The sequence below is a fragment of the Sphingobium sp. AP50 genome, from assembly GCF_900109095.1.
GTDB lineage: Bacteria > Pseudomonadota > Alphaproteobacteria > Sphingomonadales > Sphingomonadaceae > Sphingobium.
The window spans coordinates 52,204-68,120 of record NZ_FNYZ01000014.1 but is presented as its reverse complement, the minus strand read 5'-3'; the positions used below and the strand labels follow the sequence as shown (position 1 = coordinate 68,120).

Below are 15,917 nucleotides of genomic sequence, written 5' to 3'. Positions count from 1 at the left end.
CTATGCGGAGCTCGACCGAAGGCGTGCCGTCCGCAGATGCTGAGCGGTATTTCAATCAGGCCCGATCGTGGGACCAGGATCGTCAGCGCAAGTCGCTGCGATCTGAGCGGATCGCCTGGATCATTGCTGGCCTCGCCGTTCTCGTCTCTCTGGTCGAAGGGTTTGCCCTCGCCGGACTAGCCCCGCTCAAGTCGGTCGTCCCCTACGTGATCCGCGTCAATGCCACGACCGGCGCGGTCGACGTGCAAACTGCGCTCACCGACAAGCCAATGCGGTATGATGAGGCGGTCACGAAATTCTTCCTCGCGCAGTATGTGCGTGCCCGCGAAAGCTGGCTGCCTGCGGCTGCAGAGGAAAACTTCCGCTCGGTCACGATCCTTTCCGATCCTGGCGAACAGCAGCGCTGGGGCAAGTTTTTCAGCTCCAATAACAGCGCCAGTCCTCAGGTCGTATGGGGTAAAACGGCGACGGTGCAGGCGCGGGTGCGCAACATCGCCTTCATCAACGACCGCGTTGCGAACATACGCTTCACGCGCACCGTTCAGACAGACACCGACACCCAGAGCAGTGACTGGATTGCGACGGTGACGTTCAAATATACGAATGCGCCGATGGCGGAGGGCGACCGCTATCGCAATCCGCTCGGGTTCCAGGTCGAGAATTATCGCGCCGATCCCGAGGTGGTCCGGTGAGGCGGCTCTCGGTCATCGCAGTCGCCCTGCTCGCCCTATCGACGCCGGCCCTGGCCGAGGATGTTCCGCGAGGCGGGCCAGCTGACGCACGCGTGAAGTTCGTCGAATATCAGGAAACGCAGGTCTATCGCATCGTCGGCACTTTCCGGACAGCAACCCAGATCGTTCTCGGACCCGACGAGAATATCGAGCATGTCGCGCTCGGCGATACCGTTTCGTGGGAAGTCGCGGTTGCCGGCCACATCCTGTTCCTCAAGCCACGCGAACGGGCTGGGCCCACCAATCTCATCGTTACGACCAGCCGGAACGGGGAGCTGCGCAACTATGCGTTCGAGCTCACGACCAGGCGCGGTGCGATTACCAGCGCCAACCACGACGCTTATTTTCAGGTGCGCTTTCGGTATCCGCGTGACGAGGCAGAACGCGCTGCTCGCCTGCGCGCCGTTGAGCAGGCCCAGCGTGTCGCGGCGCTCGAGGCAACCGCAGTGCGAGGTGCGCTCGATCACGGCGTGATCGAAGGACCGCGAAACCTCAACTACAAGGTCCAGGGGTCAAGCGAACTGCAGCCGTCGGAAGTCTCCGACAACGGCCAGTTCACCGTCCTGCGCTTCCCCGGCAACCATGAGGTACCCGCAATCTATCTGGTTCGCCCCGATGGGTCAGAAACCCTCGTTCCGTTCGATGTCCGGGACGAATTCGTTGTGGTCCACCTCGTCGCCGCGCAGCTTCGCTTGCGCCGCAACGGCGAGGTGCTCTGCATTTATAACCAGGCGCCTACCCCTTATGGCGTCGATCACGGTACGAACACGGCCTCTCCGCATGTCGATCGCGCCGTCCAGAATCCAAAGGAGTGAGCGCGATGGACGACTCCGCGCCTCAGGCGAACAACCAGCGGCCGCGTGATCCCACGCCCGAACGTGACGAAATCATCCGCGAGCGCGGTATCGATCCGATCGGCGGGATGACGCCGGCAAAACGCAACACGGCGCTGATCTTCGCAGGGACCGCCATGGTGCTCGGTCTCCTATGGGCGAATTCCTCTCCGAGTTCGAAACGTCCGAGCCTGATCGCACCGCCAGAAGCTACCGCCAAACGCCCCGATCTCGCGGCGCGCGAAACCGTGTCCTATGACGCGGTCGCCGCCAGACCCAAGCCGCTCGGCACGCCGGGCGTCGATCCCGATGCGCCAGTCCTCAACCCTGCGACCAGCGGCGCCGTAATCGGCGCGGATGGTCAGATCGTCCCGGCCATGCAGCCCGGCGCCGCACCCGGCACGTCCTCCTCCTCGCAATCAGGTCGGCCTAATCTTGCAGAGCAGGCGCGTCGTTCCACGCTGATAGCCTATGGCGGTCGATCGATGTCCCCTCAGGGCCAACCGCAAAGCGGAGCAGGCCAGGACGGCGCGCAGTCGATGAGCCCCGCTGCGCCCGGCACAGGCGACCGCCCTGAAGGTGCTCCCAACGCGCTGGATGCCTTGCGCCAAACTTCGGCGATCGGCGAGGCGCGCGCGTCGATGCTGCCGAACCGCAACTATCTCATCACTGCAGGCACGCTTATCCCGTGCATTCTGCAAACCGCAATCAATTCAGCACAGCCGGGATATACATCCTGTCTCATCCCGCGTGATGTCTATTCAGAGAATGGTCGCGTCATCCTGATGGAAAAGGGCACCAAGGTGCTCGGCGAATATCATGGCGGGATCCAGCAGGGGCAAAACCGTCTGTTTGTGTTGTGGACGCGCGCGGTCACACCGCAGGGAGTGAAGATCGATCTCGCATCGCCCGGGTCAGATGCGCTGGGCCGTGCGGGCATAGCCGGCGCGGTCGATACCTTCTTCTGGGCTCGCTTCGGCAGCGCGCTGCTGATGTCCCTGGTTGACGATGCGGCATACATCGCGGGTCAGGCGGTTTCGGGTGGCAACAACAATTTCAACAACACAACGCGCACCCCGAGCGAAGGGGCTGCCATCGCGCTTCAGAACAGCATCAACATCCGGCCCGTGCTCAAGAAAAATCAGGGGGAGGAAGTCGGGATTTTCGTCGCCAAGGACTTCAACTTCGCCGACGTCTACAATCTCGAATTGCGGCGCTGAGCGTGACCGACACAACCATCCTGCGCCACTATCTCGCTCCTCTCCTACCCTTGCTGGAGCCATCCGTCGTCACCGAGCTGGTGATCAATCGGCCGGGCGAGGTCGGCATCGAGGACAATGACGGCTGGCACTGGCACGAGGTACCCGACCTCGACAGCGACTGGCTTTCTACCCTCGCCGTGGCGGCGGCGAGCTACACGCGGCAGGATATCAATGGCGAGACACCGATCTGCTCGACAATCCTGCCCGACGGCGAACGCTGCCAGATCGTTATTCCCTCTGTCACGCCCACCGGCGCGCCCTCGTTCACGATCCGCAAGCCATCGCGTGTGACGCTGCCGATCGACCAGCTCGCGAACCAGGGACTGTTCGGGACCACCCGTTCGGCGACGCGGGGTATGAGCGACGTCGATGCACAGATGACAGCGCTGCGCGACGCGGGCGACTGGCCGGCCTTCTTTCGGGTCGCGGTTGGCGCTCGCAAGAATATCCTCGTGAGCGGGGCAACGGGTTCGGGCAAGACGACCTTCGCCAAGGCGCTGATCCAGCTCATCCCATCTCACGAGCGCCTGCTGACGATCGAGGACACGCGCGAGCTCGTGGTCGATCATCGCAATGTCGTCCACATGGTCTATTCGAGCGAAAAGCAGGGACTGGCTAAAGTCGGACCTAAGCAGCTGCTGGAGAGCGCCCTGCGGATGCGTCCTGACCGGATCCTCTTGCAGGAGCTGCGCGACGGGACCGCCTTTTTCTACCTGCGCAACGTTAATTCAGGCCATCCCGGCTCGATCACCACCGTTCATGCAGGATCGGCTGCAGGCGCGTTCGAGCAGCTCACGTTGCTCGTGAAAGAATCCGAAGGCGGCCGCGATCTCGCCCGCGACGACATCCGCGGCCTGCTGCGCATGCTGGTCGACGTCGTGGTCCAGACCCGCAAGCAGAACGGAAAATTCGAAGTCGAGGAGGTCTATTTTGAACCGCCTGTCGGACGCACGACCAGCCACTAAGGCTGCTGTCCTGTGCGGAATTGCGCTGCTGGTGCTTGCCGGCATGGTCGCCTGCACCCTGCTCGTCGCACTGATCGGGCTGCGCCAGATTGGTCCCCGGCTCGACGTGCTCAGCCTGCCGGCATGGCTATGGTATTATCGCGGCGATCCCCTGCTGCACCTTTGGCTGAAGCGCGGCGCGCTGGTCAGCAGCGCAATCCTCGTCGTGGTCCTGCTCGCCGTTCTGCGCAATCGACGCTCCCTTCACGGAGAGGCCCGCTTTGCAAGCGAGGGCGAATTACGCCGAGAGCGCCTGCGCGACAAGAACGGTATCATCGTTGGCCAGAAGGGCGGCCGTTATCTGGTGTTCGGTGGCACCGAGCATGTGCTCCTCGAAGCGCCGACCCGCGCGGGCAAGGGTGTCGGGGTCGTTATCCCCAATCTGTTGAGCTGGCCGGACTCGGTCGTCGTCCTCGATGTGAAGCGCGAAAACTGGACGATAACGGCTGGGTTTCGCGCGCGCCACGGGCAGACCGTCTATCTGTTCGATCCTCTGGATCCGGAAGGTCGATCGGCACGGTACAACCCGTTGAGCTTCATCGACCGCGAAGACGACACGGATGTCGTCAACGAACTGCAGAAGATAGCTGGCATGCTGTTCCCGGCCCCGGAAAAGGCTGACCCGTTCTGGGCCGAGGCGGCGCGCGGGGCATTCGTCGGCGTTGGCGCCTTGGTCGCGGCCAACCCCGCTCTGCCCTTCACGATCGGCGAGATCTATCGACGCCTGACGACAGGTGATCCAAAGTCCGAGCTCCCGCGTGTGCTCGAGGAAGCCCGGCGGACCGGCCAGCGTCTCAGCCAGGCCTGTGTCTCGGCGCTCAGCGATTTCACCTCCGCCTCTGACAACACATTTTCGGGGATCAAGCAGACGATCACCTCGAAGCTCAACCTGTGGCTCAATCCGTTTGTGGACGCAGCGACTTCGGAGACCGATTTCGATCTCCGCCAAATCCGCCGTGAGCGGATCTCGATCTATCTCGGCGTGTCGCCCGACAATATCGACCGGATCGCTCCGGTCTATAATCTGTTCCTTCAGCAGCTCATCGACCTCAACACTCGCGAGCTTCCCGAGACGGGGGGTGATGTGCCGGTGCTGGTGCTGCTCGATGAATTTGCGCGCCTGGGGAAGGCGCCAGTCATCGCCTCGGCCTTTTCCTATGTCGCGGGATACGGTCTGCGGTTGCTCCCTGTGATTCAGAGTCGCTCGCAGCCGCGCGGCATCTACGGCGCGGACGTGACCGACGAGATCATCGCCAATTGCGGACTCGAAATCGTCTTCACCCCCAAGGAGCTTAAGGTCGCCAACGAGCTGTCCGAGCGGCTTGGCTTCTTCACGATGAACGTCAAATCGAAAAGCCGCACGATCCATGGCTTTCTCGCCAATCGCAGCATTTCAGAATCGGATCAGCGCCGCGCGCTGATGATGCCTCAGGAATTGATGCAGATGCCCAAGCGCGACCTGCTCCTTCTACGCGGCGGCATCCCGCCGGTGCGGGGTCGCAAGATCGAATATTTTCGTTCGCGCCGCTTCACTGCCCGCGTGTTTAATCCTCCGCAGGTCGCCCCGCGCCTCGTGCGGCTCAACACCCCAGCGCCTCTGGCGAACGCTGCCACCGATGTGCTCGGGGCATCGGTTGCGGCGAAAAAAGCGGCACTGACAACCGGCGGACAGCAGGAGGAGATGATCGTGACCCGCCCACTGACCAGCGAGGAAATATCTGGTGCCGTCGAGATCACCGACGACATGCTGGTGTTGGGCGAGCTCGAGGAACTTCCACCGCCTGGCGACGAAAAGGCTGCGCTCGCTTTCGTGCTCGCGATGGCTGACCGCGCGGTTGCCGACGCCGATGAACCCCAGGGCATCGCCCCGGACCTGATGGAAACGAGGGAAGCATATGGCCGATGAGGAAAAAGCGCCCGGGCGGGCCAAACGCGCCAACAGCGTCAGCGTCGATAGCCGTGCCGCAATAAGACAGGGTGCTGCTCCGGACGCCACTGCGCCCAATCCGGAAGAGCGGCGCGGCGAGCCTGCAAGCGGGCGATCGGGAAAGTCAGACGCCGAGCGGCCTCTATCGATCGATCCCGGTGACGTGCCGGATGGCGTGCGCAAACGCTATTATTCGCAAAAGTCTCGCTGGTCGGGTGAGCCGGCTTTTTACACCTCGGCGCAAACCAAGGATCCCGCGTTTCGCGACCAGGGCCGCCGCCTTGTGACGGCCACCGAAAGTCAGGAGGTCGTCAAGGATCTGGTCGCGATTGCTCAACATCGTGGATGGGACCGGGTTCATGTAACTGGTAGCGAAAGCTTCCGTCGGGCCGCTTGGCTCGAGGCTAGCCAGAAGGGGCTCGAAGTGCGCGGCTACAAGCCGAACGAGCGCGATCTGCAGGAGCTCGACCGGTTGCAAGGCGAGGCCAGCCGTAACTCCATCGCGCCAGCCGCCGGGCGTGATGGGGCAGCGCCGCGTGGCGGCAGCGAGAAAGCCGTTTCCTCAAAAGCAAACGGCAAGGACCTTGGCGACGTTCGCCGTGTCGATGTGCGCACCGGTCCCAACGAGAAGGCGGCCGACAGCCAGTTGCGCGTGATTGAGGCTGTGATCCGTCGAACCCTGTTCGAAAACCCCGAGGGAGTCGATCGGGTGATGTCGGTCGCACGCGCCCAGTTCGACGCGCACATCGCGGCCGGCCGGACGATCAAACCTGCGGTGGTGCGTGACACTGAGCGGTCGAAGGCGATGGAGGTCACTCAGCCCGCCGGCCGCGGACGAACGCCCCCAGCTGCGCCCGGCCGAGAACCTAAGCCGCAAGATCGGGTGCGTGCACGGTAAATGGCGTTTCCCCAGGAAATGAATCTATCGCCCCTCCTTATTCGCGCATTCTGCCGGACGACCTGCTAGGCAGGGATAATGAGCACCCAGATTCCCACGCTCGGTGGGGACGGTTATGCGGCACTACTGGATGAGCTGAAGGAACGGATCCGCACGGCTCGCTTGCGCGCTGCGGTCACCGTCAACCAAGAGCTGATCCGCCTCTATTGGAGCATCGGCAACGACATTCTGAGCCGGCAGGACGCCGAAGGCTGGGGCGCGCGCGTCATTGATCGGCTGGCTCAGGACCTGCGCCGCGACTTCCCGGACATGACGGGACTGTCGCCGCGCAATCTGAAATATATGCGGGCCTTTGCCGAGGCGCATCGCGATCCCGAGATCGTGCAACAGCTCGTTGCACAATTGCCGTGGGGGCATAACATAAAGCTGGTCGAGGCCATCAAGGATGGCGAAGAGCGGCTTTGGTACGCGCGCGAGGCCATCGCTCATGGCTGGAGCCGCAACGTCCTTGTCCACCAGATCGAGACCGATCTCTATCGCCGGCAGGGCAAGGCCCTCACCAACTTTGCGCGCACCCTGCCCGCGCCGCAATCGGACCTCGCCCAGGAGTTGGTCAAGGATCCCTACAGCTTCGACTTTCTGGCGCTCGGCTCCGAGATCTCCGAGCGCGAGCTCGAAAAAGGTCTGATCGATCATCTGCGCGCTCTCGTCCTCGAACTGGGCAAAGGCTTCGCGTTTGTCGGCAGCCAGTATCACCTCGAGGTCGGCGGCCAGGATTATTATCTCGACCTGCTCTTCTATCACCTGCGGCTGCGGTGCTTCGTCATCATCGAGCTGAAGATCGAGGAGTTCAAGCCCGAGTTCGCCGGCAAGATGAACTTCTATCTCTCGGCGGTCGACGACCAGCTACGCCATGTCGATGACGCACCGAGCATCGGCATCATCCTGTGCAAGGGGCGCAACGAAGTCATCGTCGAATATGCGCTACGCGATGCGAACAAGCCGATGGGTGTCGCGGAGTATCGCCTGTCCGAGGCGCTTCCCGAACGCCTGCAGGCTGAGCTACCGACCTTGGCCGAATTCGCGCGCGAGTTTCCGCTCATGTCGCTCGTCCGGCTACGGATCGAGATCGAGCGCGAACTGCGCCGGCTTCAAAATGACGAAGCGGCGTCGATGCGTGTCACCGGCATCGGCCAGATGCTCAGCGATCTGCAAAGCCGCGGACAGCTCAACGTCGACGTTGAAAGCCTGCGTCCAGCGGTGAACGCGATGAACCGCGCCGCCCATGGACAGGATGTGGAAGACAGCGCCGCACAAGAGGCGGAGCGGCTTGGCGCTGCCCTACTCGAGCAACTGCGCGGGATCGGGCAAGACTGAGGACAGATCCGGGAAGCGCTACCTTTGTTCCTTTTATGTTCCATGCTATACAGGCAGCGTTTCGAGTCCCTGCGTGAGGGGAAAGGCTGTCTCATGTCTCGATTGCACATCTTCGCCGCCAGTCTCGTCGACATCGCGACGCACTTCGACGTGGCCGATGTGCCGGAGATCGATCTGCCGAGCGAGACCATCGAGGGCGCGCGCGGCTTGGCTGTGTTCGAACATCAGGGCCAGCGGCGCCTGAAGGGAATGGACTGGGGTTTCCCGCGCGTCACCCGCGAGATGCGGGAGCGCGGCGAGATGCCCGGACGCGTCGGCCTGGTCGCAGATCTTACCAACCCGCTGTGGGACAAACTGGTCGCCGATCCTCGCTATCGCTGCATCATTCCGATCACCCACTTTGCCAATCCGGATGGCGCACAGGGCAGCAAGACACGGACCTGGTTCTCGATGAAGGGCCAGCGGATGATGGCCTGGGCCGGCTTCTGCCGCAACGTGCCGGACTACGGCCCTGTCTATGCTGGAATGACGATGCCCGCCAACGCGGCGGTCGAGCCAACCAATGATCGCATGCCGGTTCTGCTGGAACCCCGTCATTATGAGCGGTGGCTCAAAGGCTCGATCCGCGAAGTGATCGATTTCCAGTTCAGCGCGCCGGCGGCAGCGGCGCGCATGGAGGTCGAGAAGACCGAGGATCTGTGGCGAAGCGGAGCCCTGCCGGGCAGCGGCAGGCCGCAGCTCGCTTTGCTCTGAACGCTATCCGCGGGGCCGACCTTTTTGACGATGTTCGACGATCTGTTCGGCACCCCGCTCGTTCCCGGCTTCACGCATGCGGAAGACTTTGTGAGTCCAGATGAGGAACGTGCATTGATCGAACGGATCGATGCGCAATCCCTGAGCCCGTTCCGCTTTCAGGGATGGCTTGGCAAGCGTCTCACGACCTCGTTCGGCTGGTCCTACGATTTTGATCGCAGCACATTCGATGAGGCGCCTCCGATCCCGCACTGGCTCGCGCCTCTGAAAGCGAGAGCGGCCCACTTTGCTGGTCTTGAGGACGACACCCTCGTTCAGGCACTGCTGCTTCGTTACGATCCAGGTGCGGGCATCGGCTGGCACAGGGACCGGCCTGTGTTCGAACATGTCGTGGGTGTATCGCTTGGCGCACCGGCAACGATGCGGCTGCGCAAGCGCACCGAGACAGGGTTCGATCGGGCCGCAGCACCGCTGTCGCCGCGCTCGATCTATCACCTGGCCGGCGAAGTGCGCCACGATTGGGAACATAGCATCGCCGAGATGGACGTGTCGCGCTGGTCGATCACATTCCGCAGCTTTTCAGCAAGAGCCAATCGGCGCCAGATCGCGGAGCACAATCGGAGCTTGCGTGTTTGATGGGATAGGCCGCGCATTGATGGCATGGTGGCTGACTGACCGAAATCGAAGAACTGAACCATGGCGACCGAACCTACAGAAACCTTGATCATCGTTTGCCCCAACTGCGCGGCATCCAACCGCGTACCCCGCGAGAAGCTCGGCGCCGGAGGCAAATGCGGGAAGTGCCATAATCGCCTGTTCGCTGGTGTACCGGTCGAACTGACGGCCTCCAACTTCGACGCACATGCCACCCGCGCCGACATCCCTCTGCTTGTAGATTTCTGGGCATCCTGGTGCGGCCCATGTCGGCAGATGGCTCCGGCCTTTGCAGCCGCCGCCCGCCAGCTCGAACCGGCCGTTCGGCTTGGAAAGCTCGATACAGAAGCCGAGCAGGCTATCGCCGGGCGCTACGGTATTCGCAGCATCCCCACGATGATCCTGTTTCGAGGCGGTCGTGAAATCGCACGCCAGTCAGGTGCCATGCCCGAACGCGCGATCATCGACTGGGCCCGCCAAGCGGTTCGGTAGAATGCCGAAGCAAGCCGGCGGCCATCCCGTTACGCCAGATGGGCGGTATTTTGTGGTCCGCGGACGGCTCTGGCGAATGAGCAATCCCCACCTCAATCCCGAGCGACACACGGCACTTGTGAAGGACCTCATGACAGCCCGTCGCGCCGTTGCGTCCGCAAAACGCACGTCTGACATGCACGCGGAAATCGCGGCGCATGATGCTGTGGATGCGGCCAAACTGGCTCTGGGGGAGCGCGGACCGGTCTGGTGGGATGATGGCGCACCAGATCTCAATCGCCATATGGTCCGGACTACGGACTATGCCGAATGGTTTGCCGCGCAATCGCCATGAACCTTCATGGGCGCCCACGAATCTGATAGGGTTGCAAGATGTGCAATCTCTATACGGTCCGCAAAAGTGCAGCCGAAGTCGCGGCACATTTCGGGGTGGAAGCACCCGAGCCGGTCAATGCCGCGGAAGAAGTGCTGCCCGGATATAGTGGCATGGTTGTGCGTGAGCAGGACGGTCGGCGGGTCGTGCAGTCGATGGTCTGGGGTTTTCCCCGCCCGATGAAGAGCAAGAAGACCGGTCTCCCGATCAAGCCCAAGCCCGTCAACAACATCGCCGACCTCACAAACTTCATGTGGCGTGGCATAGCCCCCAAGCCGCAATGGCGCTGCATCATACCGGTGACGGCGTTCGCCGAAGCCGAGGGCGAAAAGGGCAGCATGACCCGCACCTGGTTCACCGTTAAGAACCAGCCCATTTTCGCATGGGCAGGCATGTGGCGGATCAGTGATGAATGGGGGCCGGCCTATTCCGGTCTGATGACCGACTGCAATGAAGCGATCAGGCCGATTCACAATCGCATGCCGGTGCTTTTGGAGCCCGCCGACTATGATCGCTGGCTACACGGATCGCTCGACGACGTCATCGCCTTTCGTGACCGCGTCTTCCCTGACGATCTAATCGAAATCAATCGCACGAGTGAGCTGTGGTCGCGTCGCAAAGCGGCGGCGATTGCGGACCTGCTCGAGGATTGACGGCAGGCCGTGGCCCCTTTGGGTCGCTCGCCCTGCCTAAGGGCCAACATTCGCCAACGACGGCGCCTTCGCGATTGCGCTTCGGCGTGCTTTTCGCTTAATTGGCGCTGCCTGCAGAGACGCGGGTGGAGGCGTCGAAACCTTCTGAAACGAGAGCCGGTCCCAGCTATGGCGACCGGGTGGCGGACGCGTATGTCCAAGGTCACCCGGCCCAAAGGCGGCCGCGCCTGGCTCGTTTCAGGTTTCGAACACCCGGTTCCAATGCCGGCACGCATCAGTATTCTGGGCGTGCCGCCGGCTGTCCGACGCAGATCGAAGCGGCACGGGGAGGAGAAGGATGGAAAGAGCGGACGCCGCCTTTGAGGGGCGGAGTGAAGACGATTGCGATGGTCCAAGACGATTGAGTTGCGAGCAGTGCCGCGGCGCGATCGGTCAAGGCACATGACGTCGGCCGAGCCCGATCCGCTGGTCGCTGCAATTGGCGGCGCCCTCGACATCATCGCCGCCTTGATGGAGCGTGCGCAGGTTGCGTCCGTCGAAGAGTTTGCGAGCGCGCTTGGTGTGTACGGGAAAGTCACGGGAGAAACCAATCCCGAGGCAGGCGCGATCATCGCGCAATGGACGTCGACATTGCATCAGCTTGCGGCAAGTCGACACGAGAAGAATTGACTGTGTCAGCCCTGTCTCGCTCGGTTCTGCCCCACGAGGCGTCTAAGGATTGCAGAATATCTTGAGGTCAACACCGATCGATTGGCATCCGGCATAGAGCGATAGCAGCAGGTGGAAGAGCTGTAAGACATGCGAGGGCGGTGAGGGGTTCTTGAACTCCGCATCGACCGCCGCTTTCGAGAGGATCCCGCCGCTGACGACGAGCCAGACCTCCCGGCTCGCTGCCGGGTTTGCCCGGACCTTTTCAAACAGTGCGCGAAAGGCATTCGAACCGGGGCCAATGCGTCGCCGCGGAACCTCTCCGCCGGACAAATTCCACATCTTGTCGAACCGGTTCTTTGCCCCAGGCAGGGGCTGGCCGTCCGCCTTTAGATAAGCCAGGTTCTTTAGCGCTTGGCCGCTCACGTCATATAGACCGGATGCACCCGCGCCGGCTTTTCCGGACTTCCATTTCGCCGGGATGAACACGACGCGCTGCTCCCCTTGGTCATCTACCCCAATGAAATCAGCCACTTCGGTGTTGCCGATATCATCACACACGAGCGCCGCAAACGTAGGTCCGAACGGGCGTGCCGTTGCAGAGGGAGAGAGCGCTTTATCGATCAATCCAAAGAGGGAGCCCTTCGGCCAAGTGTCAGCCGGATTCGTTAGGCTGCCCTTCTCTGATCTGATCTTGTCGAGCCCCGGAACGGCGTGGAGCAGGCCGGTGACAAGGCTCGCTGCCCCCCCCGGGCGGCCAAGCTGCAAATCAACCGAGTAGAAGTGGCGGTAAGCGTAGATGAGCGATGCACTCAGGATGATCCGAAAGGGCTGTTGCCGGTTCAGTCGGTGAAGCAAGGTCACCTTCGAATTCGCACTATCGTGGAATGTCGAGAGTTCCCGCGACGAGAGCCAGTATTTTTGCTTTGCGGCATCCCAGCGGATCCATACGACGATATCGTTCTCGTCGATCCGAAGATCGAATGCATAGTCGTACTTTTTGGGGCCCCCGTGACGGAGGGTAATATCCGAGCAGGCGCTTTCCAGATCGACCTTCATCGGCTCGCCGCTCGCATTCAGGAACTGGCCGTCATACGAATCCATATCGACCAGGATATTGAGTGGCGTTGTATCGCTGGGCGCATCGACGGCCGTCGCAAAGCGCTTGAAAAGATCGGCCGGCGGTGCGCCCAGCTCGAGCTCCTTGTCAAGCTCACTGCACCAATCGGAAAAGTCTGCCAACGTCGCGCCGGGTCCCTCCCCTTGGCGGACCCGCGCACTCGTGAAACCGAGGCTCCGGCGAACTTTATCAGTTGGGCGACCGGTAGCGCGCGTGACCACATGGGTCTGCTCCCCAAGGAACACGCCCGCACGGGCAACGGACGGCGCCTGAAAGGAGCGACCCCGCAAAGTAAGTGGCCCGAGATCTGTATTTCGGAGCGTCACTCCGGTGATGGCCCTGCCTTTCTGCGGCAATAACGAGCCTAGGGTGCGCGGTCCCACACGGGCCACCAACCCATCAAAGTCATCCATCCACAGGCCGCGCGTGTCGTAGAAGAAAAGCCGTTTGCCGCGTTGGGCATAGGCCGTCACTTCAACGGATGCGGTTTGGAATAAGGTCTCGGCCAGCAGAGGGGATTGTCGCAAAGAGATGGAAAGATGGAAGTTCACCGGCACGTCAGGGAGCGGCCCGCCCGCCATCTCGATACGATCTTCTTCATCGAGCGCTGCCGTCACAGCCTCCTCGAATTCGTCAATTTTGAAGCCGTCCGTAGTCTCGAAGATCACGGCGGAAAGAGGGACGCGAATGTCAGCCGCGATCGACATGTCAGTTAGATCGTTGCGACGTCTGAACTGCCCATCGACATAATCGACTTGCGGCAGTGAGGCGAGAATCCTGTCGACAATAGCTTGGTCGCGCAGCGGCGGGCGACCACCATTCTCGACGCAATACTCATCATAAGCCAGGAAGCGTTCCCACATCGCGAGGACCGCGTCGCCGGCGCGACTGAACACATAAGCAGGGTCCGCTACGGCGCCTGCAGGACCCGGGTGGCGGGTTAGGCGACCTACCTGTTGCACAAGCTGTCGTTCATTCGTGAATTTAGAGAAGATCATCAGCAGACGGCAAGACGGGTCATCAATGCCCTCGGTCAACATATGCTGATGGATCAGAAACCGTTCCGACCGCAATGCCAGCTGCTCTGGCACATCGCCGAACTTCCAGTTCCCATTTTCGCCCTCGGCTTCGAAATTGGTGTGGATTGCCAACACACCGTCGTCGCGCCCATGCAGCGCGTCACAGAACGCCAGATAGAGCGCTTCGACTTCAGATTCCTTGTCCGCCCGGATGATCACTTTGTCGGAGGGCGCAATTTGGCCGGCGAGGAGGAGCGCATCGCGCAGCGCGACAGATCGCTGGGCAAAGGCGACCGGCTCCAACGGGAGGTCGACCTCTCGGACCTCCACCGGCCGAATTAGCCCTCGGCCGATCGCATCTGTGAACGACAGAAAGCTGGTGAACGACTGATCGACGCCAAAGATTTTGAGGTCGTTCCGATAGGGCGTGGCACTGAACAGGACGGTCGGCGCACCGAGCCCCCGCGCGGCTTTCGCCCATTGGGGTGCCGGCTCGCGATGCCCCTCATCGAAAAACACTGTCCCAAATACATCTGCGAGCTTCGCGTACTCCGGCGCGCTCGCGTGAATCTGCTGAAGGGCTTGAATGGTAGAGAAGACGGCGACAGGCTCCGGTGCGACGCGCACAATCTCTGCGATCACGTCATCGACCTGAGAAATCGTCAATCGCAACGTATGGGGGAACTTCCAGTCCGCTGCTGCCGCCAATCGATCCCAGAATGTGGCGGCGAATTGATGTTCCAGCTGGGCAACCAATGCGGCGGACGGACATATGATAAGAATCGGCTTTTGGACCGCGCGCCGGCGGGCCAGCGTTGCCATGATACCTGTTTTCCCTGCACCAGTCGGATGATGAACGAGCGCGGATTTGCCGGCCCAATCAGATGCAAAATAATGCTCGGTTTGATCGACGGCCTCACGCTGATGGGCCCAGAGTTCCAATGCATCGAGATTGAGCCCAGCCAGATTGATTCTCCATGAAAACGCTTCCGCTCGTCAGAGCTAGAGCTAGAGTTAGAATTATGTATCGCGCAGCAAAATGAAACGGCAAACTGATTAGTACAAGATCTCGATGCTTTAGATGCGCGCCTTCGCTCACCACATTCGACAAATGTCGTTCAGACGATCACGACTAAATGGTGGGTCATAACTTGCGATATCGCTGATGGTTCGTGCTATCGCGACCTAATCCGTCAATCGTCTCAGAGAGGTAAGCCCGCTCTTTGAACAAGGGGCCGGCCGCTATCCGCACTCCTTTGGGGAGTGCTTCCCATTGATCGGCCGTAAAGAGGTTCTGCAGCTTGAAGGTCACCCCGGGCGCAAGTGCGTCAGCCTTGCCGAGGGCGATTTCAACGAGCTCCTGTGCCGAGATATTATCTTTCATAGGCTCAAAACCACGCTCGCCGCGCCGCACGTCCACCCGGTATTGTCGCCGCCGCGGTAGTGGTGAAGATTGCCGTGGTCGAATACCGTCCGCTGTTTCAGACCGAAATTTGCCGCCACGGTTGCAGCAAGTTTTTTGAGTGCTACGCCGCGCTCGGCAAGCAGGGAACCGCGCCGTCTCGAAATGAATACACCGAGTATACCGTATCGCATATGATTACCTTGACGCCGGCCGTATCGACTGAGGATCCGCGCGATTTTTTCAAGGTCCAACTGCCAATCTCTATCAGCTTCGGCACGCTTTATCTCGGCGACTGCGTAGATGCGCTCGGATTTGCTCCAGATTGCAATATCGGCACGCTTCTGCTCACTTAAACCAGTCTGCGGTCGACCTCGTTGAGATGTCCCTTCCCAGATGATGTCGGCTAGAGGCTGCTCCAATGTCAGCCACCCAAGCTTGTGCCCTGCCAAGACCTCGTGAAGCTCCTCGGCTGCGCGCACTTGAAGGAGGTTCTCGCAGCCTCGGTCTGTCGGCCAATCACCGCCCCACCTCTCGCAATCGCGGGCGGCGCGCACAATTCCTTTCCAGATAGCAGCCGCCGCCTCATCGGATTTAAGAATCCGACGCGCCCGTGCTGCCAAGGCCGAGAGCGCCATCTGTGCCTCGCTCGATTCGTTCGAATTCAACTCCATGCCTCGATTTCGCCTGCCAACGCGCCGGTCGCAAGCGCAACGGCGTTCGGATATGCAGATTCGCTATCTCGTCACTGCTAATTTCAGCATCATGGGC

The 15,917-nt window shown here is 61.4% G+C and carries 16 protein-coding genes; 13 read left to right on the top strand and 3 right to left on the bottom strand.

What is annotated here, in order from left to right; all coding sequences use genetic code 11:
- The first annotated feature begins 2 nt into the window (after window positions 1-2).
- From BMY84_RS19785 to BMY84_RS19725, 13 genes are all read left to right on the top strand, one after another.
- Complete coding sequence (locus BMY84_RS19785; protein WP_093086078.1) at window positions 3-692, top strand: virB8 family protein; 690 nt, start codon at window positions 3-5, stop codon at window positions 690-692.
- The gene (gene virB9, locus BMY84_RS19780) at window positions 689-1,546 is read left to right on the top strand and encodes a P-type conjugative transfer protein VirB9 (protein WP_093085952.1); all 858 of its coding nucleotides are present in this window, start codon (window positions 689-691) and stop codon (window positions 1,544-1,546) included. The genes BMY84_RS19785 and virB9 overlap by 4 nt, the downstream gene beginning before the upstream one ends.
- A gap of 5 nt (window positions 1,547-1,551) precedes the next feature.
- Window positions 1,552-2,784 carry a type IV secretion system protein VirB10 gene (virB10, locus tag BMY84_RS19775; RefSeq protein ID WP_093085951.1) on the top strand — a complete coding sequence of 411 codons (1,233 nt, stop codon included), beginning with the start codon at window positions 1,552-1,554 and terminating at the stop codon, window positions 2,782-2,784.
- A gap of 2 nt (window positions 2,785-2,786) precedes the next feature.
- Complete coding sequence (virB11, locus tag BMY84_RS19770) at window positions 2,787-3,791, top strand: P-type DNA transfer ATPase VirB11 (protein WP_093085949.1); 1,005 nt, start codon at window positions 2,787-2,789, stop codon at window positions 3,789-3,791.
- A 43-nt stretch (window positions 3,792-3,834) separates the two neighbouring features.
- Window positions 3,835-5,736 carry a type IV secretory system conjugative DNA transfer family protein gene (locus tag BMY84_RS19765; protein ID WP_093086076.1) on the top strand — a complete coding sequence of 634 codons (1,902 nt, stop codon included), beginning with the start codon at window positions 3,835-3,837 and terminating at the stop codon, window positions 5,734-5,736.
- Window positions 5,726-6,655 carry an LPD7 domain-containing protein gene (locus BMY84_RS19760; RefSeq protein WP_093085948.1) on the top strand — a complete coding sequence of 310 codons (930 nt, stop codon included), beginning with the start codon at window positions 5,726-5,728 and terminating at the stop codon, window positions 6,653-6,655. Before BMY84_RS19765 ends, BMY84_RS19760 begins: the two co-directional genes overlap by 11 nt.
- A 78-nt stretch (window positions 6,656-6,733) precedes the next feature.
- Complete coding sequence (locus BMY84_RS19755) at window positions 6,734-8,032, top strand: PDDEXK nuclease domain-containing protein (RefSeq protein WP_093085947.1); 1,299 nt, start codon at window positions 6,734-6,736, stop codon at window positions 8,030-8,032.
- A gap of 93 nt (window positions 8,033-8,125) precedes the next feature.
- Window positions 8,126-8,785 (top strand): SOS response-associated peptidase family protein, encoded by a 660-nt coding sequence (locus BMY84_RS19750; protein ID WP_093085945.1) that lies wholly within the window; start codon window positions 8,126-8,128, stop codon window positions 8,783-8,785.
- A 30-nt stretch (window positions 8,786-8,815) separates the two neighbouring features.
- Window positions 8,816-9,421: an alpha-ketoglutarate-dependent dioxygenase AlkB gene (locus tag BMY84_RS19745; protein ID WP_093085944.1), complete on the top strand. Its 606-nt coding sequence runs from the start codon at window positions 8,816-8,818 to the stop codon at window positions 9,419-9,421.
- A gap of 60 nt (window positions 9,422-9,481) precedes the next feature.
- Complete coding sequence (gene trxC, locus BMY84_RS19740; RefSeq protein ID WP_093085942.1) at window positions 9,482-9,931, top strand: thioredoxin TrxC; 450 nt, start codon at window positions 9,482-9,484, stop codon at window positions 9,929-9,931.
- Between the two features lie 76 nt (window positions 9,932-10,007).
- Window positions 10,008-10,265 (top strand): hypothetical protein, encoded by a 258-nt coding sequence (locus BMY84_RS19735; protein ID WP_371262432.1) that lies wholly within the window; start codon window positions 10,008-10,010, stop codon window positions 10,263-10,265.
- A gap of 38 nt (window positions 10,266-10,303) precedes the next feature.
- Window positions 10,304-10,957, top strand: coding sequence for an SOS response-associated peptidase (locus BMY84_RS19730; protein WP_093085940.1), 654 nt, complete (start codon window positions 10,304-10,306; stop codon window positions 10,955-10,957).
- 441 nt (window positions 10,958-11,398) lie between these two features.
- Window positions 11,399-11,626 carry a hypothetical protein gene (locus tag BMY84_RS19725; protein WP_093085938.1) on the top strand — a complete coding sequence of 76 codons (228 nt, stop codon included), beginning with the start codon at window positions 11,399-11,401 and terminating at the stop codon, window positions 11,624-11,626.
- A gap of 42 nt (window positions 11,627-11,668) precedes the next feature.
- Here the strand turns inward: BMY84_RS19725 and BMY84_RS19720 are convergent, their stop codons facing one another.
- From BMY84_RS19720 to BMY84_RS19710, 3 genes are all read right to left on the bottom strand, one after another.
- Complete coding sequence (locus BMY84_RS19720; protein WP_177204091.1) at window positions 11,669-14,686, bottom strand: DEAD/DEAH box helicase; 3,018 nt, start codon at window positions 14,684-14,686, stop codon at window positions 11,669-11,671.
- A 202-nt stretch (window positions 14,687-14,888) separates the two neighbouring features.
- Window positions 14,889-15,128, bottom strand: coding sequence for a DUF1413 domain-containing protein (locus tag BMY84_RS19715; RefSeq protein ID WP_093085936.1), 240 nt, complete (start codon window positions 15,126-15,128; stop codon window positions 14,889-14,891).
- Complete coding sequence (locus BMY84_RS19710) at window positions 15,125-15,820, bottom strand: hypothetical protein (RefSeq protein ID WP_093085934.1); 696 nt, start codon at window positions 15,818-15,820, stop codon at window positions 15,125-15,127. Before BMY84_RS19710 ends, BMY84_RS19715 begins: the two co-directional genes overlap by 4 nt.
- Window positions 15,821-15,917: the final 97 nt, after the last annotated feature.

What these genes read in the sequence shown, in the direction of transcription:
- BMY84_RS19755 (WP_093085947.1), top strand. Translation starts at nt 6,734, where the DNA reads ATGAGCACCCAGATTCCCACGCTCGGTGGGGACGGTTATGCGGCACTA.
- virB10 (WP_093085951.1), top strand. Translation starts at nt 1,552, where the DNA reads ATGGACGACTCCGCGCCTCAGGCGAACAACCAGCGGCCGCGTGATCCC.
- BMY84_RS19725 (WP_093085938.1), top strand. Translation starts at nt 11,399, where the DNA reads ATGACGTCGGCCGAGCCCGATCCGCTGGTCGCTGCAATTGGCGGCGCC.
- BMY84_RS19765 (WP_093086076.1), top strand. Translation starts at nt 3,835, where the DNA reads ATGGTCGCCTGCACCCTGCTCGTCGCACTGATCGGGCTGCGCCAGATT.
- BMY84_RS19750 (WP_093085945.1), top strand. Translation starts at nt 8,126, where the DNA reads ATGTCTCGATTGCACATCTTCGCCGCCAGTCTCGTCGACATCGCGACG.
- BMY84_RS19735 (WP_371262432.1), top strand. Translation starts at nt 10,008, where the DNA reads ATGAGCAATCCCCACCTCAATCCCGAGCGACACACGGCACTTGTGAAG.
- BMY84_RS19760 (WP_093085948.1), top strand. Translation starts at nt 5,726, where the DNA reads ATGGCCGATGAGGAAAAAGCGCCCGGGCGGGCCAAACGCGCCAACAGC.
- trxC (WP_093085942.1), top strand. Translation starts at nt 9,482, where the DNA reads ATGGCGACCGAACCTACAGAAACCTTGATCATCGTTTGCCCCAACTGC.
- BMY84_RS19785 (WP_093086078.1), top strand. Translation starts at nt 3, where the DNA reads ATGCGGAGCTCGACCGAAGGCGTGCCGTCCGCAGATGCTGAGCGGTAT.
- BMY84_RS19745 (WP_093085944.1), top strand. Translation starts at nt 8,816, where the DNA reads ATGTTCGACGATCTGTTCGGCACCCCGCTCGTTCCCGGCTTCACGCAT.
- BMY84_RS19715 (WP_093085936.1), bottom strand. Translation starts at nt 15,128, where the DNA reads ATGAAAGATAATATCTCGGCACAGGAGCTCGTTGAAATCGCCCTCGGC.
- BMY84_RS19730 (WP_093085940.1), top strand. Translation starts at nt 10,304, where the DNA reads ATGTGCAATCTCTATACGGTCCGCAAAAGTGCAGCCGAAGTCGCGGCA.
- BMY84_RS19710 (WP_093085934.1), bottom strand. Translation starts at nt 15,820, where the DNA reads ATGGAGTTGAATTCGAACGAATCGAGCGAGGCACAGATGGCGCTCTCG.